The sequence below is a fragment of the Shimia marina genome (assembly GCF_001458175.1).
Taxonomy (GTDB): Bacteria; Pseudomonadota; Alphaproteobacteria; order Rhodobacterales; family Rhodobacteraceae; genus Shimia; species Shimia marina.
In genome coordinates this window covers 401,202-422,038 of sequence record NZ_CYPW01000006.1, presented here as the reverse complement: position 1 = coordinate 422,038, position 20,837 = coordinate 401,202, and the positions used below count along the sequence as shown (strand labels likewise).

17 protein-coding genes, 1 tRNA gene and 1 pseudogene are annotated in these 20,837 nt (G+C 56.1%); 9 read left to right on the top strand and 10 right to left on the bottom strand.

What is annotated here, in order from left to right; all coding sequences use genetic code 11:
• Positions 1 to 19: 19 nt before the first annotated feature.
• The 3 genes and pseudogenes from SHM7688_RS03860 to SHM7688_RS03850 form a co-directional block, all read right to left on the bottom strand.
• On the bottom strand, positions 20 to 673 hold the full coding sequence (locus tag SHM7688_RS03860) for a MotE family protein (protein ID WP_223229158.1): 654 nt from the start codon (positions 671 to 673) through the stop codon (positions 20 to 22).
• Positions 674 to 1,018: 345 nt separating this feature from the next.
• Positions 1,019 to 1,306: pseudogene (locus tag SHM7688_RS03855) on the bottom strand (hypothetical protein); the annotation flags it as partial.
• A gap of 11 nt (positions 1,307 to 1,317) precedes the next feature.
• Positions 1,318 to 1,815: a flagellar basal body-associated FliL family protein gene (locus tag SHM7688_RS03850; protein ID WP_058238992.1), complete on the bottom strand. Its 498-nt coding sequence runs from the start codon at positions 1,813 to 1,815 to the stop codon at positions 1,318 to 1,320.
• Between the two features lie 123 nt (positions 1,816 to 1,938).
• Between SHM7688_RS03850 and fliF the strand changes: the two genes are divergently transcribed.
• The 6 genes from fliF to SHM7688_RS03820 all read left to right on the top strand — a co-directional run bounded on the left by fliF (position 1,939) and on the right by SHM7688_RS03820 (position 6,347).
• Positions 1,939 to 3,582 carry a flagellar basal-body MS-ring/collar protein FliF gene (gene fliF / locus SHM7688_RS03845; protein ID WP_058238667.1) on the top strand — a complete coding sequence of 548 codons (1,644 nt, stop codon included), beginning with the start codon at positions 1,939 to 1,941 and terminating at the stop codon, positions 3,580 to 3,582.
• Positions 3,582 to 4,178, top strand: a complete 597-nt coding sequence (locus tag SHM7688_RS03840; protein WP_058238666.1) for a FliH/SctL family protein — start codon at positions 3,582 to 3,584, stop codon at positions 4,176 to 4,178. Before fliF ends, SHM7688_RS03840 begins: the two co-directional genes overlap by 1 nt.
• Positions 4,171 to 4,452 carry a FliM/FliN family flagellar motor switch protein gene (locus SHM7688_RS03835; RefSeq protein ID WP_058238665.1) on the top strand — a complete coding sequence of 94 codons (282 nt, stop codon included), beginning with the start codon at positions 4,171 to 4,173 and terminating at the stop codon, positions 4,450 to 4,452. The genes SHM7688_RS03840 and SHM7688_RS03835 overlap by 8 nt, the downstream gene beginning before the upstream one ends.
• Positions 4,452 to 5,189 carry a flagellar type III secretion system pore protein FliP gene (fliP, locus tag SHM7688_RS03830; RefSeq protein WP_058238664.1) on the top strand — a complete coding sequence of 246 codons (738 nt, stop codon included), beginning with the start codon at positions 4,452 to 4,454 and terminating at the stop codon, positions 5,187 to 5,189. Before SHM7688_RS03835 ends, fliP begins: the two co-directional genes overlap by 1 nt.
• Before the next feature lie 79 nt (positions 5,190 to 5,268).
• Complete coding sequence (locus tag SHM7688_RS03825; RefSeq protein WP_058238663.1) at positions 5,269 to 6,222, top strand: DMT family transporter; 954 nt, start codon at positions 5,269 to 5,271, stop codon at positions 6,220 to 6,222.
• A 48-nt stretch (positions 6,223 to 6,270) separates the two neighbouring features.
• Positions 6,271 to 6,347, top strand: a tRNA-Pro gene (locus tag SHM7688_RS03820).
• 78 nt (positions 6,348 to 6,425) lie between these two features.
• On the opposite strand, the gene mvaD is transcribed toward SHM7688_RS03820, so the two are convergent.
• The 6 genes from mvaD to SHM7688_RS03790 all read right to left on the bottom strand — a co-directional run bounded on the left by mvaD (position 6,426) and on the right by SHM7688_RS03790 (position 12,765).
• Positions 6,426 to 7,433 carry a diphosphomevalonate decarboxylase gene (gene mvaD, locus SHM7688_RS03815; RefSeq protein WP_058238662.1) on the bottom strand — a complete coding sequence of 336 codons (1,008 nt, stop codon included), beginning with the start codon at positions 7,431 to 7,433 and terminating at the stop codon, positions 6,426 to 6,428.
• On the bottom strand, positions 7,426 to 8,334 hold the full coding sequence (locus SHM7688_RS03810) for a mevalonate kinase family protein (RefSeq protein ID WP_058238661.1): 909 nt from the start codon (positions 8,332 to 8,334) through the stop codon (positions 7,426 to 7,428). The genes mvaD and SHM7688_RS03810 overlap by 8 nt, the downstream gene beginning before the upstream one ends.
• Before the next feature lie 5 nt (positions 8,335 to 8,339).
• On the bottom strand, positions 8,340 to 9,398 hold the full coding sequence (locus tag SHM7688_RS03805) for a mevalonate kinase family protein (protein ID WP_158500659.1): 1,059 nt from the start codon (positions 9,396 to 9,398) through the stop codon (positions 8,340 to 8,342).
• Positions 9,399 to 9,459: 61 nt separating this feature from the next.
• Positions 9,460 to 10,623, bottom strand: coding sequence for a hydroxymethylglutaryl-CoA synthase (locus SHM7688_RS03800; RefSeq protein WP_058238659.1), 1,164 nt, complete (start codon positions 10,621 to 10,623; stop codon positions 9,460 to 9,462).
• Positions 10,624 to 10,636: 13 nt separating this feature from the next.
• Positions 10,637 to 11,686, bottom strand: coding sequence for a type 2 isopentenyl-diphosphate Delta-isomerase (gene fni / locus SHM7688_RS03795; protein WP_058238658.1), 1,050 nt, complete (start codon positions 11,684 to 11,686; stop codon positions 10,637 to 10,639).
• Entirely contained in the window at positions 11,683 to 12,765 is a 1,083-nt protein-coding gene (locus SHM7688_RS03790) for a hydroxymethylglutaryl-coenzyme A reductase family protein (RefSeq protein WP_223229170.1), read from the bottom strand. Before SHM7688_RS03790 ends, fni begins: the two co-directional genes overlap by 4 nt.
• Before the next feature lie 478 nt (positions 12,766 to 13,243).
• On the opposite strand from SHM7688_RS03790, the gene rpsT reads away from it, so the two are divergent.
• Complete coding sequence (rpsT, locus tag SHM7688_RS03785; RefSeq protein ID WP_058238657.1) at positions 13,244 to 13,507, top strand: 30S ribosomal protein S20; 264 nt, start codon at positions 13,244 to 13,246, stop codon at positions 13,505 to 13,507.
• A 56-nt stretch (positions 13,508 to 13,563) separates the two neighbouring features.
• Here the strand turns inward: rpsT and SHM7688_RS03780 are convergent, their stop codons facing one another.
• Positions 13,564 to 14,367 carry an undecaprenyl-diphosphate phosphatase gene (locus SHM7688_RS03780; RefSeq protein WP_058238656.1) on the bottom strand — a complete coding sequence of 268 codons (804 nt, stop codon included), beginning with the start codon at positions 14,365 to 14,367 and terminating at the stop codon, positions 13,564 to 13,566.
• 220 nt (positions 14,368 to 14,587) lie between these two features.
• On the opposite strand from SHM7688_RS03780, the gene SHM7688_RS03775 reads away from it, so the two are divergent.
• The gene (locus tag SHM7688_RS03775; RefSeq protein WP_058238990.1) at positions 14,588 to 16,024 is read left to right on the top strand and encodes an NAD(P)-dependent oxidoreductase; all 1,437 of its coding nucleotides are present in this window, start codon (positions 14,588 to 14,590) and stop codon (positions 16,022 to 16,024) included.
• A 213-nt stretch (positions 16,025 to 16,237) separates the two neighbouring features.
• A complete protein-coding gene (gltB, locus tag SHM7688_RS03770) occupies positions 16,238 to 20,776 on the top strand; it encodes a glutamate synthase large subunit (RefSeq protein WP_058238655.1) in 4,539 nt (1,512 codons plus the stop codon).
• The last annotated feature ends 61 nt before the right edge of the window (positions 20,777 to 20,837 follow it).

Below are 20,837 nucleotides of genomic sequence, written 5' to 3'. Positions count from 1 at the left end.
GTCGCCGGTTAACAATGTCTCATTCCGTGGGCGTATTTGCGTTACGACCGGCCAAAATCACGCTGATGGTATAGGCGGCTTCCGGGCCCATGCCGGCCAGGATGCCGGCGGCAGACTCAGGTTTCATACGCGCGATAAACCCGGCGGCGAACTGAGGATCCATTTCCTCAAACAGCGCGGCAACGCTTTTGGGTTTCATGGTTTCATAGACTTGTGTGAGCTGTGTCACGTCGTCTTCTGCTGCCGTTTCCGCCATTGCAATCAAGGATCGCAGGCGTCCTTCTGCGTTTTCGAGCGCGGCCAATTTCTGAGAGACTTCTTCATCAGCGAGATGCAGGGCTTTCAAGCGACTTTTGATTTCCGCTTCCTGGCGCACGATGCGCGACTCACGTTCTTTGAAAACAGCCATCAGCTCGCGCATGTCTTCTGGCTGATCGCAGGTCTGTGGTTCCGTCATGGCGGCAACGGGAGTTTCCATCAATGGCTCTTCGCGTGCCAATGCTTCGCTGGCCCCGATCCCCACGCGCAATGTGGCAGATCCGATCAGCAAAGTCGCAATCAGAAACAGACTGCCTTTGGCGCGTTTTCTGGAGCCTTTAGGGGCAGGTTTTTTAGCGCTCTTGCCCTGAGGTTTAGGGGCTTTGGCAGCGGCAGACTTGAGAGCCTTCTTCATGATGGTCGCTCCGGATTAAGCTACGTGACGGGTAAACACAGGTGCGCTCTGTGCCTCAGGCTTGGCACTGGCTTTGGAAGCCTTTTTCTTTTTCTTGGGGGCGGCCGCCGCTTCTTTGGCTGCTTTACGCTTGGCTTTGCGCTTTGCGTTTTTCTTTTTCTTCCGCAGACGCTTTTCTTCTTCGGCCGCTTCGAGCGCTGCCGCTTCGAACGCTGCATCATATTCTGCTTCTGCGTCCTCTTCGGCCTCATCCTCAAAGTCATCCTCTGTTTCAGAAGATGTTTCTAGCGTCTCGGTTTGAGGCGGCTCTGATTCGATCGGATTTTCGACTGCATCTTTTGTGACAGCCTCAGGCAGGTCGTGCATTGAGGCCAACATGAGTTCCATGCGTTTGGAGACGCCTTCCGCACGTTGCGTGAGGGATTCCAACCGCTCTGCGGAGACACCAGCTGTTTTTTGTGCTGCTTTCAAAGTGCGGGTCATGTCATCCACCTGCGCGGAAAGCACGGCCACGGCACCGCCGACACCAGCCTCAAGGTCGTTAAACTTACTCAGGCGGCGCGCCAAAACAAAGCAGTAGAGCCCGGCACCGAGCGCTCCTGCGACCATCAAAATATCTGCTATCAAGGTCATTCTGGCCCCCTTTAGTTCAACACGAATTCCATGACCAAAAGGTCAGAAACACGTTCTTGTCCGGTTACGATTTGCACGCGGCGCAGCATTTGAGAGCGCAATTTGACGAGTGCATCTGGCGATTCGATGTCTGAGGCGCTGAGCGCACGAAGATATCCGTTGAGCACGTCCACCACTCTTGGCAGCACGCGTTCGACTTCTTCTTGATGATCACTGGGAACTTCGAGTTGTGCTCTAAAGCGCAGATAATCTGCGCCACCGCCTGAGGTCAGGGACACAACAAACGGGTCCAGACCGACATAAGCGATGTCCGGTAGAGGTTCTGATTCCTCAACCTTAGCCATCTCTTCTTCTGCGTGTGGCTCGGCGTCACCACCGAGAATCATGCCTGAATAGACGGCGAAAAAACCACCGCCGCCGCCAGCAAGCGCTAGCACCAACCCAATGATTAAAGGGAGTTTTGACGCCTTTTGCGGCGCTTCGTCTGTCTCGACAGTTTCGTCAGTCATGGCAGGTTCCAAATTCTTTGTCCCTGCAACTTCAACCATACAGAAACTAACCGATTGTTAAGTCTGTTAGGAGAAACAGTTCGTGAAGGTTGTGCAGAAGGTACGGCCCCACGGAGTGAAGACGTGCAACAGATATTGAATATGTGGACTGGGTTGGACGCGCGGCGCAAAGCGATCGTCGTGTTGGCCACGGTTGCGGTGTTTGCAACAGTAATTTCCCTTGGTCGCGCAGTGACCAAACCCGGAATGGCTCTGCTTTATAGCGGTCTTGAGAGTGGCGCGGCAGGGGATGTCGTGCGTGCGCTGGAACAGCGCGGTGCAGTTTATGAAGTGCGCGGTGGCGCCATTTATGTAGAATCAGCCTCGCGAGATGAATTGCGCATGACACTGGCCAGTGAAGGGCTGCCCGCCAATACAACGCAGGGATATGAACTGCTTGATTCGCTGTCTGGGTTTGGCACCACATCGCAAATGTTTGACGCGGCATATTGGCGTGCCAAAGAAGGGGAGCTGGCCCGCACCATTGTTGTCAGCCCTCTGATCAATCAGGCGCGTGTGCATATTGCCAATGCATCTTCCAATCCGTTTCAACGGCACATCAAACCTTCTGCGTCTGTCACCATCACAACAGCTTCTGGTGATTTGCCAACAAAACACGCACAGGCGTTGCGCTTCCTTGTGGCCTCTGCCGTTGCTGGGCTCTCACCCGAAGATGTTGCCGTGATTGACGGCAGTGGCGGGCTTGTTGGCATCGCTGAGGAGACCACAACCACGGTTGGTGAAGACCGCGAAGAAGCGACACGTACGGCCGTTCAGCGTTTGCTTGAAGCGCGCGTTGGTCCTGGCAATGCAGTGGTCGAAGTGAGTATCGAGACCGTCACCGAGACCGAATCGATCACGGAACGTATTTTTGATCCCGCCAGCCGTGTGGCGATCAGCACAGATACCGAGGAACGTAGCACCGATTCTCAGAATGCCAGCGGTACGGTCACCGTGGCTTCAAATCTGCCAGACGGTGACGCAGCAGGCGAATCCGGCTCCACCAACCAGAACCGTGAGACGCGAGAGCGAATCAACTATGAGGTGTCAGAGACACAGCGCGAAATTCTCCGCGAGCCGGGTGCGGTCCGTCGTATGACTGTTGCTGTCTTGGTAAATGGCACACCCGCAGAGAACGAGCTGGGCGAAGCAATTCTGGAGCCACGCTCTGAAGAAGAAATGGAAGCTCTTCGTGAGCTCGTGGCCTCTGCGGTTGGATTTGATGAAAGCCGGGGCGATGTTATCACGCTAAAGTCGATGAACTTTCAGCCATTGGTCCCTATGGGCACATCTGCTGAATCCTCAATGTTTCAAGGTATGACGCTCGATCTGATGTCCATCATTCAGACCGCTGTGCTTGCCATTGTCGCGCTGGTCCTTGGTTTGTTTGTGGTGCGGCCCCTTCTGGCGGGCGGCTCCGGTGAGTTGAACGACATGGCTGAGGCACCAATGCTGCCCGGTCTTGATGATGGCGACGGGTTCCCGGCAATGGCCCCTATGATGGGGGAAGTGGATGATGGCGGTATGATGGGCATGCCTATGGCGCTTGGCGATATGGGTGGTGATGCAGGTGATTTGCCAGCGCTTGGTGGCGGTATGCCGATGGGCGATGACGGCATGTCCCAATCCGATGCTGCGGAACGTCTGCGCAATCTGATTGCGGATCGTAAAGAAGAGACCGTTGAAATTCTGCGGCATTGGCTCGACGATCGCGAGGAGCGCGTCTGATGTCCATTTCTCATCTATTTGAAGATTTTGGGGGCTTCAGCGCACCTCAGCCAGAACCAGAACAACCGCAGGTGGCCAACGAAGACGATATGCTCGCAAGCTTCGAGCAGGGCTATAAGGCTGGTTGGGACGATGCGATAAATGCCAAGTCCGAAGAGCATGCCAGCGTGTCTGCGGAACTGGACCGCAAGTTGCAGGATTTGTCCTTCACTTATCACGAAGCACGTGAAGCCATTGTGGCCGACCTTGCGCCCACGGTTGAGAAGGCAATCATGAGCGTGCTGCCGGAGATTGCCAAACAAGCAGTTGGCGCGATGGTGGTGGAACAGCTCAACACGATCATTCGTGAGAACAGTGAAACACCCGTTGTGCTTTCTGCGGCGCCTGACGCCTATCAGCCTGTCATCGATGTGATGCCTGAAAAGCCGCAGTTCCCGGTTGAAGTGGTGCGTGATGAGAGCTTGTCAGAAGGGCAAGTGCGTTTTGAGTTCGCAGAGCGCGAACGACTTCTGGATATGAGCGAAGTTCTTGAAGCTGTTTCTGAGGCTTTGACTGCGTTCACACATGAAACCCGCAAGGAGGCCCAGAATGGCTGATCCAATGATGAAATCCGATTCTTCCAACCCTTTCACATCCGTGCCGGTGGAGATCACCATCTCTGTGGGCAAAGCGCGCCCGTTGATTGGGGATTTGCTGAACATGAATGAAAATTCTGTTCTGCCGCTGGACAAACGTGTGGATGACCCTGTTGAGCTCTATGTCGGCGATAAATTGATTGCACGCGGAGAGCTGGAAGAGCTGGAAGGCGGGCAAGAGGGGCAGCTTGCGGTGCGTTTGACCGAAGTCGCTGAGTTCGAAAGCGGCCTGTGATGAGCAGGGCAGTTCTCGCTGCCGTTTCTATTGCGATCCTAACTCTATCTCTTGCAGGGGCTGCCTCTGCGCAAGAGTTGAATCTCTCTGTCGGAGACGATGGATCGCTGACGGCGCGCAGTATTCAGATCTTCCTTTTGATTACGGTCCTGAGCATGGCGCCCGGGATCGCAATCATGGTGACATGTTTTCCATTCATCGTCACGGTGCTGTCGATCTTGCGCCAAGCCATCGGGTTGCAGCAATCGCCGCCCAATATGATGATGGTCTCGCTGGCCATGTTCCTCACCTACTATGTGATGGAACCGGTCTTCATGCAGGCCTGGACCACGGGTGTGGATCCGCTCCTCAATGAGCTGATCGACTTCGAAACCGCCTTTGAACGCACTGCGGAACCTTTCCGCCTGTTCATGGCGGCCCGGCTTGATCCCGATACCTTCACACATCTCGCCACGCTGCGTCCCGACACTGCGGAAGTTGCGCCGGGGCCTGAGGCACCGTTGTCTGTGCTGGTTCCAAGTTTCATGCTGTCTGAAATCGCGCGGGCGTTTCAGATCGGGTTTCTGATCTTCCTGCCGTTTCTGATCATTGATCTTGTTGTGGCTGCCGTCCTGATGTCCATGGGGATGATGATGGTGCCACCGGCGATTGTGTCATTGCCGTTTAAGCTCTCTTTCTTTGTGATTGCAGATGGCTGGAGCTTGATTGCGGGCAGTTTGGTGCGCAGTTACTTCTAGCGGATTTTGTGCGTTGCTTCCTTTCTGGAGCAACGCGTGGCATGAAGGCGCATGCGCAGTCAGGCGCGGAGACAGCCCCATGAATTTCAAAGCTACCTTGCTGGCCCTGCTGGCATTCGCGATCTATTCCACGCATGATATGGTGGTGAAACATCTGGGGGCGAGTTTCTCGCCTTTTCAGATTGTGTTTTTCTCCTCTTTGTTCAGTTTTCCGCTGATTACCCTGATGTTGGTTCGGGATCCGACACATGGGAATTTGCGCCCGGTTCACCCATGGTGGGTGGCGCTTCGCTCTTTATGTATCGTGATAGCCCCCACTGCGGCTTTCTATGCGTTTTCCACTTTGCCCTTGGCACAGGTTTACGCGCTTTTGTTTTCTGCACCTCTCCTGATCACTGTGCTGTCCATTCCCATTCTGGGTGAGAAAGTTGGTGTTTTCCGCCTCGTTGCGGTTCTGGTTGGGCTGTGCGGCGTGCTTGTCGTTGTGCGTCCTGGTGCCACCAGCCTCAATGGTGGACATCTGGCGGCCATGTTGGCTGCGAGCGCTGTGGCCCTACAATCTGTGATCGTACGTAAGATTGGCCGTGAGGAGCGCCGCGTCGTTTTGATGCTTTACCCACTGCTGATCAGTGTCGCAGTGATGTCGGTGGCAATGAGTTTTGCCTATGAGCCTGTTGGGCTTTCCGATCTGGCAGGTTTTGCCATCGTGGCAGTCTTTGGCTTTGTGGCAACCCTGTTGATGGTTGTGGCTTATACTTGGGGGGAGGCCGCGTTGGTTGCCCCGATGCAATATTCTCAGATCATTTGGGCGGTGATTTTTGGCATGCTGTTTTTTGGCGAAACGCCGGATGTGCCCACATTGCTTGGTGCAGGGATTATTGTTGCCAGTGGCCTGTTTATCATTGCACGAGAAGCAACCGGGGGCACATCAGAACAAACCCCGGTTTTGCGGACCCGTTCGCGAGGTATTTCACCGGGCAGTTTACGTGTCAGTCAGGCGATGCGGCGGCCAACGCGGTCTGAAAAGAAATGACTCCCTATTGCCAACCAAACGGCAAAGCCCTAAATCGCCGATCTCGGTCGGAGTGTAGCTCAGCCTGGTAGAGCACTGTCTTCGGGAGGCAGGGGCCGGAGGTTCGAATCCTCTCACTCCGACCAGTTGCAGACGTTTCAAGAACAATACCCAGCATGATCTGCCAAGCCAGTGGACCACGCTTCCATGTGTGCCAACTTCGTTTACGGTTTTGAGAAAGGGTCGATCATCTGCGCTTGCGGAAAGATCTCCATCACATCTGTCGCGGCCTGCTTCAGGAAAATCAATTTGATGTTCGCCCCCGCATCCATTGTCGCGAAAGCGCGCAAACCGTCTTGTCGTGCACGCCACAAGCGTTCCAGTAGGGTCCAGCTCTCAGATGTCAGGTAGGTGAGCGCTGGCCGCGCGGCTTGCATTGTCGCATGCATCGCCAAGGCGTTGGCTTCGACCAGCGGACCCAATGTTTCGAAGTCTTGTTCCTTGATGGCGCTCTCAATGGCTGCACAATCGGCCTCGGCCTGATCAGGCCAGCTATTGAACAACGGGCTGGTGACAACCGTATGATTCATGCCATCCCGTGATGATTGCGATTTTGGGCCAACATCTACGGGCAAAATGGCGATGCGAAACTCTGGCCAGTTTAGATCCAGAGGGTGTGCAAAACTGTCGGCGCCATCCTCGCGTGTGCCTTTGTCCCATCGGACAAAGCCATGCCAGAAAGAGCGGGTGGCGCTGCCGCTGCCAAGTCGGGCAATCAGGCTCATCTGCGCCTCTGACAGGGTTTCCGTCAGGCCAAAACACCCACAGATCGCCCGGGTGAGCGCCGCAAAGCCAGAGGCCGAAGAGGCCAGGCCGGCGGCCGTGGGAATGGTGTTGTTGGTGTCAATGCGCAGAGGTGCGGAGGCGGCATGTGTGCGAAACAAATCCGCAAACCGTAGGGCTTTTGCGGCAAAGGGCGTATCAAGCGCCAGCTCTTTGCCTCCGAGCGTGACGTGATCCTGACCATCGTCAGAGGGGCTCACCTGCGTGTGTGATCCCCAATCGGCCAGCGAAATAGACAGGGAGCTGTTTAAAGGGAGATTGCGCGCATGATCCCGTTTGCCCCAGTATTTTGAAAGGGCAATATTGCTGGGTGCGTAAGCCGCAAAAGGCTTTGGTACACTGGCCGATGTCATGGCCGTTCCAATCAACTGTTTGGCCGCGTCACTCATGAATGATCAATCCTTCCATCGCCAGTTCGACCTTTGTGAACCCTTTCGGCACCGTGCCAAGTGCCACCACACAATCCCCAAGGCCTGATCCTGAAATTTTTGCGGCCAGTGTTTGTGGGTCCCTGTTTGCCCGCGTGATGATGCCGCGCAGAGTGTCGTCGCAAACACCAAGATCTTCCATCAACGCCTGATAGCGTGTCAGGCTGGCACTAAAATCTTCCCAGTCTTCGCCTTTTGCCGCCAGAATTGCGGTTTCCGTTTCCTGCCCCATTTCTTCATAGAGCTTGGCAAAGGCGGCTTCATTGCCCTGCATGCGCTCAGATATACGCTGCAGAACCTCTGCTGTCGGGGTTTTATAGCCTGCATAACACAGCGCCAATTGTGGTGGGCGGGGCAGGCGCGTGATCTGTACATCGGGCGGTGCGCAGTAGCTGATCATGCCTCCGGTCAGGCTGGCCGCGAGATCCGCGCCGCTGCCACGCCCTTGAATGCCACGGATGATAGACACCGCCGTATCATGGAGCTCTTTCCTGTCTGCCCCTGTAAAGGCGGTCAGCACGCCCAGAACCGCAATTGTCACGGCTGCGGAGGAGCCCAAACCTAATGTGGGATCAATTTCGGAGGAGATGTTTAAATCAAATCCTTCTGCGATCTGCTCATGATGCGCCTCAATACAGGCCATCACAAATCGATAGGGATTTGAGGGCTGAAGATCGTCCAGCGACGTTTCAAACGGGGCGGCAATTTCAGAGGTGATGCGGATCTGTCGGTCCGCGCGCTCTGTCAGGGTCACAGTGAGGCGCTGTTCGATGGCGGCCACAATTGCGCGGTGCCCATAGACCACGGCATGTTCCCCTGAGATCATGATGGATCCGGGGGCGCTGGCGGAGATGTGTCTCATGTTATCTATCTTTCTGCAGCCGCGTGATGCTGAGGCGCAGGGCCTGTGCTGGCCCCCTTTTGCGCCATGCGCAGCTTAGACCAAGTCTTATCTGGGTGGGTCTCCATGAGACGGCGCATCGCTTCGTGATCCGTCAGCCGTACCAAGATGGCTCCGCCACCGGCGCCTTTGACCGATCCAGCGCCACAGATTTTTGCGGCTCCGCCAAGGGCGCAGACAGATTGCACAAAAACCTGTGCCGGTTCTGGGACCACACCAATATGTTCGAGCAAAGATTGGTTTTCTCGCAGCAGCGGGATCACGTCTGATCCATCTGAAAGCGCGCGTGACAGTCCATTGGTGCAGGTTGAAAAGGCGTGCCACAGCTGCGCGTCTTGCCCGTGCTGAGCGCGCACCTGTGCCACACATTCTCCTGTGGAGCTTTCCGGGCGGCCATGAAGAACCCAATACCAGCCGTTTCCTTCTGTCAGACCATGGGCGTTATGGACAGAAGGCACACTCAACTCTCCTTCTGTGACATGAACCAATCCGCCATACACCACGGCGGCGGCATCAATCGGGCCGGCTTTGCCATGCTTGAGCCGCTCGCAAAATCGCACTCTTTCATAGCGTTCCTGAAGGGTTTTATGGCGGTCTAAGAGCGTTTCAAACAAGATCGTTACGGCGGCCACGACCGCTGCAGATGATCCCAAGCCAGCGCCTATTGGCAGATCGGAACAGCTGGAAAGTTGGCCGGGGTGCGGCAGGTGCCCTACCGCGCCAAAGCCCATCATGGATGTGCCTGTGCTGCCTTCGCTGTCCTTTAGTAAAGAGGCCAGCGTATACACCGCAAGATCATCCGGGTGTGTCAGGATTTCATGGACCAGCAATTCGCCACGCTTGAATTGATCAAAGCGTTTATCGAGGGAGTTCTTGAATTTGTGCAAGAGCTTGAGAGGATAGTCGACGCCAGAAGATAGGTTTTCAAACGCTGTGCGCAGGCCCTCTCCGGGGCCCTGAGGAACGAACTTCACCTCGGTATATTGTGCCAGAGCCATTGCAAGCGCAGGGGCTCCATATAGCACAGAATGCTCCCCTGACAAGATGAGCTTGCCGGGGGAGTGCGCCAAAGACATATCCGAGGCTTCAGGCCCGCGTGTCGACGTAGATGCGCTTGTGGTCATTGATGCCTGCCAGTCTGTAGCGCCCGCGCGCCTCAACCTCAAAGGTCAGCTCTTCGCCGTCTTTTGCCACAGGCGCGCCCCAGAGCTCAACATAGTCCTCATAGCTGACTGGCACACGGTCTTCCAAGATGGCTTGGTGGTGTTGTGTGAACAGGTGCTCTTGGTATCCCGACACAACGGTGGCATCGAAAAATTCACCTGTTGCCCCAGAGCCATAGGAAAACAGGCCGATGGATTTTCCTGTGAGATCGTCCTCGGAATTCTCCAATGTGGAAATCAGAGCGAGGTAGATCGAGGCTGTGTAGCTGTTTCCGACAACGCGATTGTAGAGCATGCCAGGAAGTGCCATCTCCATATCAAGGCTGGCTTTGGCCGATTTGGCCAGATGGCGGTGTGCCTTTTCGCCCATGCGGGAGAAGGGCAGGTGATAGCAGAATCGTGCAAAATCTTCATAGGCTTTGCCGCCGTTTTCACCGTAATCGCGCCAGGCTTCGATCAAAGCGTTTAGGTACCGCAATGTGGAGAACTTGCCGTCAAAGAGGGGGGTGCGGCGGTGGTTGGGACGCCAGAAATCCATAATGTCTTCAGAGAACAAACCAGAGACGGCACCAATCTCCAGCAATTTCGGATCTGCACTGATCAACATGGCAACAGCGCCCGCCCCTTGGGTGGCCTCGCCAGAGCTTTCGCGATCATAGCGCGCCACATCTGAGGCAATGACGAGCACTTTGCGATCTGGGCGGCGCGCGACATAGCTACAGGCGAGCTGTAGGGCCGGAGTTGCCGAATAGCAGGCCTGTTTCAGTTCAACATTGCGGCAGTTTGCCGGTAGGCCCAGCAGGCGGTGTACGTAAATGCCCGCAGCTTTTGACTGATCAATACCGGTTTCGGTTGCAAAAAGGACCGTGTCGATGCCTTCGGTGCCATAGCGATCAATCAATGGTCGCGCCGCCTCTGCGGCCATGGTGACGATGTCTTCATCGTGGCCGGGCAGCGCAATTTTTTCCTGCCCAATTCCACGCGAGAATTTTTCAGGATCGATGCCGTGTTTTTCGGCCAGTGTCGCGAGGCTGATGTATCGATGAGGCGTGTAAAAGCTCATCGCCTCAATGCCAGTTTTGATCATTTCGTTCCGTCTTCTACCGAATGAGAGAGGTGTTTCCCTGAAGAGATTGAACATTTGCCGTCCCTAAAAGGAACATCGCAGTGATAAACTCTTTTTGAAACTTCCTTATTTTTCTTACTACACTATCGCTGGAGTCCTGAGCTGCTTCCAAGAATGGGGCTGCAACGCCGCACAGGTCAGCACCCAGAATCACACTTTTGGCCATGTCTACACCATTGCGAATGCCACCGCTGGCGATGAGGGTGGTTTTCCTTTGGTAATGCGACAATGTTTCACGAGCGCCGATCAGGCTCTCCACAGTTGTCAGCCCCCAATCTTGAAACACCAACCCCAGATCATCGTCGTCGTCAGAGCGGCGATGGTATTCGATGCGGCTCCAAGACGTCCCGCCGCGCCCTGCGACATCAAAGTGAGAAATTCCTGCCGTCAGTCCAAGGTTGATGTCGGCCTGCGACAGGCCCGAACCAACTTCTTTCAGTATCACAGGCACATCAAGGTCGTGGGTGATCTGCGCTATTTTAGAGGTGAGATCGGAGAAATTCCGATCCCCTTCCGGCTGGACCGCTTCTTGTAGAGGGTTGAGATGAAGATACAGCGCATCAGCCTTGAGAACATCGACAGCCGCCCGGCAATGTTTCAAGCTGAAGCCCTTGTTCAATTGCACGGCACCGATATTTGCCAGTAGAGGTACATCAGGGGCCAGCGCGCGCAAATCAAAGCTGGCCGCAGCGTCACGATTGGTGAACATGACACGCTGTGATCCGACGGCCATGGCAACCCCGGTTTCCTGTGCAGCTATCGCCAGGTTGCGATTCAGTTGCAGACACTCCTCGCCGGAGCCACCTGTCATTGAAGAAATCAGCATGGGAAACGAGAGAGGTTTGCCCAAAAAGGTGCAGGTTGTGTCTATCTGGTCAAAGTCGAGTTCTGGAAGCGCGCGGTGGGTGAGGGAAATCTGGTCAAACCCACTGGCTCGGCGTTCAACCTGCGGATCAGATTGAATGGCGCGGATATGTTCCAGCTTGCGTCCCGCGACGCTGCGATCGACGCTGTCTTTGCTCACCGTTCCAGTTCCATATGTGTGCGGACCAGCTCACCTGGGTTGGTTTGGGCCGCCAAGAGGGACAATTCTCCGCACAAAACCGTGGCGGCGCAAATCCCAGCCAGACGGCGCGCATTTTCGCCAGCAGGGCGGTCGTCTTTACAGCCCATTCTGGCAAGGTTGTCTTCCACGGCGGTGTTGCCTTTCCCGGCACCAACAGAGCCCATAATGAGATTTGGGAGGGTGCAGGCAAAATAGAGATCTTCGCCGCGTTTCTCACATGTGACTTGGCCCTGCGATCCTTCGATGATGTTCGCCGCGTCCTGTCCGGTGGCAAGATAAAACGCCAAGAGCATATTGGCAAAATGGGCATTGGCGCTCCGCAGAGAGCCGGCGAGGGTGCCGCCGACGTAGTTTTTCTCATGGTTGAGCAGAACCATCTTTTCCGCGTCGGTACGCAGCATCCGTGTGAGGATCTTTCGCGGGATTTCGATTTCCGCAATCATGTATTTCCCGCGCCCGAGCAGCCCGTTGACCGCTGAAGGTTTCTTGTCGGTACACAGATTACCTGAGATAGACGAGTACGTCAGATGTGGTTGATCGGCGAGAATCCATTCCAGAACAGCTTCGGCCGCTTTGGTGACCATGTTGTGACCGGAAGCGTCGCCAGTGATGCATTCGACACGCACAAAAAGCAGGTTTCCGGCAATCTGTCGGTTAAGCCGATTAAGGCGCGCAAAACGGCTGGTCGTGGCGATGATCTCTGCAACTTTGTCAAACTGCGCTTCGATCCTCCGCCACGCTGCGACCGCTTCTGCACCTGAGGGCGCGCGCACGGCGATAGATCTGGTCATCCGTTCATCGACCATCGTGACGTGAATGCCGCCGCTGTGCCGAGACACTCCTGCCCCGCGATCGGTGGATGGCCAAAGCGGGCTTTCAAAGGTTGCCAAAGGAACGCTTACTTCTCCGTCGACCACGTCGCCTTTTAAGATCAGTGGGCCAACCCATCGGGTCGGAATTGGAGTGGAAAACGTCTGCTTATCGCGCACCTTCAGTCCCTTTTCGTCTCTCGGAGCTTCGCTTGCCATGTTGTTCACGGACAAGCAGCTGCTCTTGGTTTTCCTGCTGGCGCGCAGGAATAGCATCTTCGGTATGCGCATATACCCTCAAAACACCAGCGGAAAGGTCCGCGCATGACGAAATGTGCTTTTTACCGCAGCCTATAGTGTTTCTGAAGGTAGTGCTTAGGCGTGACTTGCCAAGGCAGTGTTGGTTTTTTGGCGTTTTTAGGGCGGCATCAATCAGCACGGGCAGTTTGTTGGTTTGCGCGGAGATGCCGCATCGTGATTGCTCTATTTTGCCTTCCTCCGGTGTTTGTCAGGTCTGATACAGCCATTTGTTCGCGAGCGAGTCTGCGTTTTGGGGAAACGGGTTGCATTTGGGGGCAGGATCTATAAAAGGCCTCGTCATACATGCGCGTGCAGCCCGCTCTGGCTTGATCTGATTCTCTTTATTGGGGGAAACCTGTTCGGGGCGCAGCACGCATTAAACGCACCGACGATAAGGTAAAAGATCATGGCAAATTCGCCTCAGGCTAAAAAACGCGCCCGTCAGAACGAGCGTCGTCTCGAAGTTAACAAAGCACGTCGTTCCCGTATCCGTACGCATCTGCGCAAAGTTGAAGAAGCAATCGCTTCTGGTGACAAAGAGGCGGCAACTGCTGCACTGCGCGCTGCTCAGCCTGAGCTGATGCGCGGCGTGAGCAAAGGTGTTTACCACAAGAACACAGCGGCTCGTAAGATGTCCCGCCTGGCTGCTCGGGTCAAAGCAATCGCGTAAGCTGCTTTCGATATGTTTCAGAAAACGCCGCTGAATTTCAGCGGCGTTTTTTGTGCTTAAGCATAGGCGATGATCAATAGGGTTGCGCCAAGCGCCACGCGATAGATCACATAGGGTGTAAAGCTGACGGAGCGGAGCAATCGCATCATCAGCGTGAGGGCCAAGAGAGCTGCCACAAAAGAAAATGCCGCAGCAATGCTGGCATCGCGTGCCAAAGCCAAGTCAGCTTCGCGGATCACATCTACAGACAGCAGGGCACCGCTGGCGATGATTGTTGGGATCGACATTAGCATGGCCAGTTTCGCTGAATCATGCCGGGTGAATCCCAGGTGGCGCGCGCCTGTGATGACGATGCCTGAGCGAGATGTGCCCGGAATAATCGCCAGAGCTTGCCATAAACCCATTTTAAGTGCGGTTTGAAAGGACCAGTCGGTTTCTGTTTTCATCTGTGCGGAACGCTGGTCGGCCCACCAGAGGGCAATTCCGAACAAGATCATGGTCCAGCCTATGACAGCAACAGAGCGCAGCATGTCATAGAGGCCCGTTACTTTGAGTATCAAGCCAGCCAGAATAACCGGCAGTGTTGCGATGATCAGCAGCAAGGCCAGGCGGGCATCATCTGTGTCAATGCGGCCTGTAACAGCGCGTGGCAATCCGGCAAAAGCGCTTTTGGTATCTTTCCAAAAATAGATGATGACTGCGCCCAATGTGCCGACATGGACAGCCACGTCAATGGCAAGACCCTGGTCTGGCAGGGAGGTGACTTGTGACAGAAGAATCAGGTGCCCGGAGGAGCTGACGGGGAGAAATTCCGTGAGCCCTTGGATGATTGCCACCAAAAAAATGTGAAAAAGTGCCATAATGGGTGAGGCCCTAAGTTGAACGACTCACGTATAGAGGTCCTGTGATTTAAGGGAAATATTCAATATAAGTCCGAATCGGACATAAAAATCCGCAATTTTTCGCCCTGGGTGTGGAGAAAAGATCAAAAAAGTGAAATATAAGTCAGTAATTATGACTTTTATCTCGTTTGATTATTTTCTAAACACGGCGGACTGGAAAAATCAGGAGGCAGCTGGCATGGCCAAGCAACCGATGCTGAAATTTGTGACTGTAGATCGCGACATGCCGGAGAAGCGTGATGCGGGCGTGCGCAAAGATGACTTCAATGAGATTTATGCTGAATTCGCCAAGGCGAAGGCAGAAGAGCAGGCCAGCCGTTGCAGCCAGTGTGGCGTGCCGTATTGCCAGAGCCACTGCCCACTACACAACAATATCCCGGATTGGCTGCGTCTGACGGCGACAGGACGTCTGAAAGAAGCTTATGCGGTGAGCCAGGCCACCAACACCTTCCCGGAGATCTGTGGCCGCATCTGCCCGCAAGACCGTCTGTGTGAAGGCAACTGCGTGATTGAACAGTCCGGTCATGGTACCGTGACCATCGGCTCCGTGGAAAAATACATCACCGACACCGCCTGGGAACAGGGATGGGTTGAGGCGCTTGCGCCTAGTGAAGAGCGCAGTGAAAGCGTTGGCATCATCGGGGCAGGCCCCGGGGGTCTGGCCGCCGCAGATCGTCTGCGCCGAGCCGGGTTTCAGGTCACCATCTATGACCGCTATGACCGCGCAGGCGGCCTGCTGACCTACGGCATTCCCGGCTTCAAGCTGGAGAAAGATGTGGTCATGCGCCGCAACCAGCTGCTGGAAGATGGTGGCGTGACCTTCAAGCTGAACTGCAATGTGGGCGAAGACATTTCTTTCCAAGACATTCGCGACGCGCATGAGGCTGTGATCATTGCCACGGGCGTGTACAAAAGCCGTGATTTGCAAGGCCCTGGCGCTGGTGCAGAAGGCATTGTGAAGGCGATTGACTATCTCACCGCCTCCAACCGTCTGAACTTTGGCGACACCGTGCCGGAGATCGAAAGCGGTGAGCTGAATGCAGAGGGCAAAAAGGTTGTTGTGATCGGTGGTGGTGACACCGCGATGGACTGTGTGCGCACGGCGATCCGTCAGGGCGCAGAGAGCGTGAAATGTCTCTATCGTCGCGACAAGGCCAACATGCCCGGCTCTCAGCGGGAGACGCAGAACGCTGAAGAAGAAGGCGTGGAATTTGTCTGGCTGTCAGCGCCAAAAGGCTTCACCGGCACTGATAAGGTCGAAGGTGTGATGGTGCAGAAAATGCGCCTTGGTCAGCCGGATGCCTCTGGTCGTCAGAGCCCCGAAGTGATCGAGGGTGCGGATTATGTGGAAGAGGCGGATCTTGTCATCAAGGCGCTGGGTTTTGAGCCCGAAGATCTGCCAACTCTCTGGGATCAACCCGAGCTGGAAGTGACCCGCTGGGGCACGGTGAAAGCACAGTTCACCACCGGTGCCACCGATCTGGATGGCGTCTATGCGGTGGGGGATATCGTGCGTGGCGCGTCGCTGGTGGTCTGGGCCATCAAGGACGGTCGCGATTGTGCGGATGCCATCATCGAGAAGTTCGCAGCACAGGCCGCAGTGGCCGCAGAGTAAATCTTAACGCCCGCCGATTTCCGGCAAAAATCGGATGTCGGTATCGCATCGGTATCACGGTGGTATCGCATAGGTGCCAAAATTGGCGGGCAAATCTTAATAGGACAACCATGCTGACCAAGCGGCGCAAGCCACGGTTGGCACAGATCACCGAAGGCGGGTCGCTGACCTTCCCGATTTGGGGCCGATGGTGAGACAGATGGAGACAAGCCAATGACCAAATTTGACGAGAACTGGGTCAGAGCCGAAGAAGCCAAACGCAAGTGGTTGGCGGAGAACGGTCTCTATTCCGAGGAAGAAGAGCACTCCTCCTGTGGTGTGGGCCTTGTGGTCTCCATCGACGGTAAGCCAAGCCGTAAGGTTGTTGAGGCGGGCATCACCGCGTTGAAAGCGATCTGGCACCGGGGGGCGGTGGATGCGGATGGCAAGACCGGGGATGGCGCGGGTATTCACGTGCAAATCCCTGTGCCGTTCTTCTATGATCAGATCGAGCGCACCGGCCATGAACCCAACAAAAATGAGCTGATTGCGGTGGGTCAGGTGTTTCTGCCCCGCACCGATCATGGCGCACAGGAATCCTGTCGGACGATTGTGGAAACCGAAGTTCTGAAAATGGGTTATCGCATCTATGGCTGGCGTCATGTGCCGGTGGATGTGACCTGTCTGGGTGAGAAGGCCAATGCGACCCGCCCAGAGATTGAGCAGATCCTGATCTCCAACTCCAAAGGTGTGGACGAAGAGACCTTTGAGCGTGAGCTTTATGTGATCCGCCGTCGCATCGAAAAAGCGGCGCTGGCGGCCAATATTGGTGAGCTTTACATCGCCTCGCTGTCCTGCCGTTCGATCATCTACAAGGGCATGATGCTGGCCGAGCAGGTGGCGGTGTTCTATCCCGATCTGATGGATGAGCGCTTTGAAAGTGCTTTTGCGCTTTATCACCAGCGTTATTCCACCAACACCTTCCCGCAGTGGTGGCTGGCGCAGCCGTTCCGCATGTTGGCGCACAACGGTGAAATCAACACGCTGAAAGGCAACCTCAACTGGATGAAGAGCCATGAAATTCGCATGGCCTCTGCTTCCTTTGGGGACCATGCCGATGACATCAAACCCATTGTGCCCGGCGGTGCCTCTGACTCCGCGGCGCTGGATGGTGTGTTTGAAGTGCTGGTGCGTGCGGGCCGGTCTGCGCCGATGGCGAAAACCATGCTGGTGCCGGAAAGCTGGTCCAAACAGGCGGTGGAGCTGCCACAGGCGTGGCGTGACATGTATTCTTACTGCAATTCTGTGATGGAGCCATGGGATGGTCCGGCCGCGCTGGCGATGACCGATGGCCGCTGGGTTTGTGCCGGGCTTGATCGGAACGGTCTGCGCCCGATGCGCTATGTTGTGACCGGTGACGGCCTGCTGATTTCTGGTTCTGAAGCCGGCATGGTGCCGATTGATGAATCCAATGTGGTGGAAAAAGGCGCGCTTGGTCCCGGGCAGCTGCTTGCCGTGGATATGAAAGAGGGCAAGCTCTACCACGACACGGAAATCAAAGACAAACTGGCGGCGTCACGTCCGTTTGGCGAATGGGTTGGCAAGATCCGTGATCTGGCGGGTGAGCTGGACCGGGTGGAAGAGACCGCCACCTATAGCGGTGCTGAGCTGCGCGCGCGCCAGATCGCGGCGGGCTACTCCATGGAAGAGGTGGAGCAGATCCTTGCGCCGATGGCAGAAGACGCCAAAGAGGCGCTGGCCTCTATGGGGGATGACACGCCAAGTGCGGTGCTGTCGAAGATGTATCGCCCGTTGAGCCATTTCTTCCGTCAGAACTTCTCTCAGGTGACCAACCCGCCCATCGACAGCCTGCGTGAATATCGCGTGATGTCGCTCAAGACCCGGTTTGGCAACCTCAAGAACGTGCTGAGCGAAGATGGCAGCCAGACTGAGATTGCCGTATTGGAAAGTCCCTTTGTGGCCAATGCGCAGTTTGCGCGGATGCTTGAGGTCTTTGACGATACGGTTGTGAAAATCGACTGTACCTTTGAAGCGGGCAGCCATGAGGGCGCCTTGCAGGCAGGTCTCGCACGGATTCGTGCCGAGGCGGAGGATGCGGTGCGCTCTGGCGCGGGCCACATTGTGCTGTCTGATGAAACGCAGGGCGCGGATAAAGTGGCGATGCCGATGATCCTCGCCACCAGCGCGGTACACAGCCACCTGACCCGCAAGGGTCTGCGCACCTTCTGTTCGCTGAACGTGCGCTCGGCAGAATGTATTGATCCGCATTACTTTGCGGTTCTGATTGGGGCCGGTGCCACCGTGGTGAACCCCTATCTGGCCGAAGACACGCTGGCGGATCGCATTGAGCGCGGTCTGGCGGATGGCTCGCTGACCGAAAACATGGCGCGCTATCGTGAAGCGATTGATCAGGGTCTCTTGAAGATCATGGCGAAGATGGGGATTTCGGTGATTTCCTCTTATCGCGGTGGTCTGAACTTTGAGGCTGTGGGTCTGTCGCGTGCCATGTGTGCTGAGTATTTCCCCGGCATGACCAGCCGGATCTCTGGCATCGGGGTGAGCGGCATTCAGAAGAAGGTCGAAGAGGTGCATGCCAAAGGCTTCCTGTCGGGCACGGATGTGTTGCCGATTGGGGGCTTTTACAAGGCGCGTAAATCCGGGGAGACCCACGCCTGGGAAGCGCAGACTATGCATATGATGCAGGCGGCCTGTGATCGGGCGTCTTTTGAGCTGTGGAAGCAGTACTCTGCGAAGATGCGGGCCAATCCGCCGATTCACCTGCGCGATCTGCTCAACATCAAGCCGTTGGGTGAGGCCATTCCGATTGAAGAGGTCGAAAGCATCACCGCGATCCGCAAACGCTTTGTGACGCCGGGCATGTCTCTGGGGGCGCTGTCTCCTGAAGCGCATAAGACACTGAACGTTGCGATGAACCGGATTGGTGCGAAGTCTGACTCCGGCGAAGGCGGGGAAGATCCAGCGCATTTCGTGCCCGAGCCCAATGGCGACAACCCTTCTGCGAAGATCAAACAGGTGGCCTCTGGCCGGTTTGGTGTGACGGCGGAATACCTGAACCAGTGTGAAGAGCTGGAGATCAAGGTGGCGCAGGGCGCGAAGCCGGGTGAAGGTGGTCAGCTGCCGGGCATGAAAGTGACCGACCTGATTGCACGTCTGCGTCACTCGACCAAGGGTGTGACCCTGATTTCGCCACCGCCGCACCACGACATCTACTCGATCGAAGATCTGGCGCAGCTGATCTATGATCTCAAGCAGATCAACCCGCGCTGTAAGGTGACGGTGAAGCTGGTGGCGTCGTCCGGTGTGGGCACGATTGCTGCGGGTGTGGCCAAGGCGAAAGCCGACATCATCCTGATCTCCGGCCACAATGGCGGCACCGGGGCGTCGCCTGCGACCTCGATCAAATATTGTGGTCTGCCATGGGAGATGGGCCTCACCGAGGCGCATCAGGTGCTGGCGATGAACAACCTGCGCGAGCGTGTCACGCTGCGGACCGATGGCGGTCTGCGCACGGGGCGTGACATTGTGATGGCGGCAATGATGGGCGCAGAGGAATACGGCATCGGGACCGCTGCGCTGATCGCCATGGGCTGTATCATGGTGCGTCAGTGCCAGTCCAACACCTGCCCGGTCGGGGTCTGTACGCAGGACGAAGATCTGCGCAAGAAATACACGGGCAACGCCGACAAGGTGGTTAATCTGATCACCTTCTATGCGCAGGAAGTGCGGGAAATCCTGGCCTCCATCGGGGCGCGCAGCCTGGAAGACGTCATCGGGCGTGCGGATCTGCTGGCGCAGGTGAGCCGTGGTTCAGCGCATCTGGATGACCTGGATCTCAACCCGCTGCTGATCACCGTCGATGGCGCACATGACATCGTCTACAACCGCGATATGCCGCGCAATGTGGTGCCTGACACGCTGGATGCGGAGATCGTGCGGGATGCGGCACGCTTCCTCGAAGATGGTGAGAAGATGCAGCTCAGCTATGCGGTGCAGAACACGCACCGGACCGTGGGCACACGCACCTCAAGCCACATCGTGCGCAACTTCGGCATGCGCAATGCGCTTCAGGAGGATCACCTGACCGTCAAGCTGACCGGCTCTGCGGGTCAATCTCTGGGGGCCTTTGCTGCGCCGGGTCTGAAGATCGAAGTCTCCGGCGATGCCAATGACTATGTCGGCAAAGGTCTTTCCGGTGGTACGGTTGTGGTGCGTCCTCCGCAGGTCAGCCCGCTGACGGCAAGCGAAAACACCATCATCGGCAACACCGTGCTTTACGGGGCGACCGATGGACATCTGTTTGCGGCTGGCCGCGCGGGTGAACGTTTCGCGGTCCGTAACTCGGGTGCGAAAGTGGTGATCGAGGGCTGCGGCGCCTGTGGGTGTGAATATATGACCGGTGGTGTGGCGGTGATCCTTGGGGACATCGGCGCGAACTTCGGCGCAGGCATGACCGGCGGTATGGCCTATCTTTATGATCCGGAAGGCAAAGCCGAAGGTGTCATGAATATGGAGACGCTGGTGACCTGCCCGGTGACGGTTGCGCATTGGGAGGATCAACTTAAGGGTCTGATCGAGCGCCATGTGGCCGAAACCGGCAGCCGGAAAGCGGCGGACATCCTGCAACATTGGGATGTGGAAAAGGCCAACTTCCTGCAGGTGTGCCCCAAGGAGATGCTGGTGCATATTCCGCATCCGTTGACACTTGAAGAAGCTGCGGTTCCCGCCGAATAAGGCCGGAATAGAGACAAAAAGACCCCCGCTGGCCCTGGCTGGCGGGGGTTTTTGTTTTTGG

Excerpts from the sequence above, each read along its gene's own strand:
- SHM7688_RS03835 (WP_058238665.1), top strand. The coding sequence starts at position 4,171 with ATGGCTGATCCAATGATGAAATCCGATTCTTCCAACCCTTTCACATCC.
- fliP (WP_058238664.1), top strand. The coding sequence starts at position 4,452 with ATGAGCAGGGCAGTTCTCGCTGCCGTTTCTATTGCGATCCTAACTCTA.
- SHM7688_RS03780 (WP_058238656.1), bottom strand. The coding sequence starts at position 14,367 with ATGGCACTTTTTCACATTTTTTTGGTGGCAATCATCCAAGGGCTCACG.
- SHM7688_RS03800 (WP_058238659.1), bottom strand. The coding sequence starts at position 10,623 with ATGATCAAAACTGGCATTGAGGCGATGAGCTTTTACACGCCTCATCGA.
- SHM7688_RS03850 (WP_058238992.1), bottom strand. The coding sequence starts at position 1,815 with ATGACTGACGAAACTGTCGAGACAGACGAAGCGCCGCAAAAGGCGTCA.
- SHM7688_RS03860 (WP_223229158.1), bottom strand. The coding sequence starts at position 673 with ATGAAGAAGGCTCTCAAGTCTGCCGCTGCCAAAGCCCCTAAACCTCAG.
- SHM7688_RS03775 (WP_058238990.1), top strand. The coding sequence starts at position 14,588 with ATGGCCAAGCAACCGATGCTGAAATTTGTGACTGTAGATCGCGACATG.
- SHM7688_RS03840 (WP_058238666.1), top strand. The coding sequence starts at position 3,582 with ATGTCCATTTCTCATCTATTTGAAGATTTTGGGGGCTTCAGCGCACCT.
- gltB (WP_058238655.1), top strand. The coding sequence starts at position 16,238 with ATGACCAAATTTGACGAGAACTGGGTCAGAGCCGAAGAAGCCAAACGC.
- SHM7688_RS03825 (WP_058238663.1), top strand. The coding sequence starts at position 5,269 with ATGAATTTCAAAGCTACCTTGCTGGCCCTGCTGGCATTCGCGATCTAT.
- rpsT (WP_058238657.1), top strand. The coding sequence starts at position 13,244 with ATGGCAAATTCGCCTCAGGCTAAAAAACGCGCCCGTCAGAACGAGCGT.
- mvaD (WP_058238662.1), bottom strand. The coding sequence starts at position 7,433 with ATGAGTGACGCGGCCAAACAGTTGATTGGAACGGCCATGACATCGGCC.
- SHM7688_RS03810 (WP_058238661.1), bottom strand. The coding sequence starts at position 8,334 with ATGAGACACATCTCCGCCAGCGCCCCCGGATCCATCATGATCTCAGGG.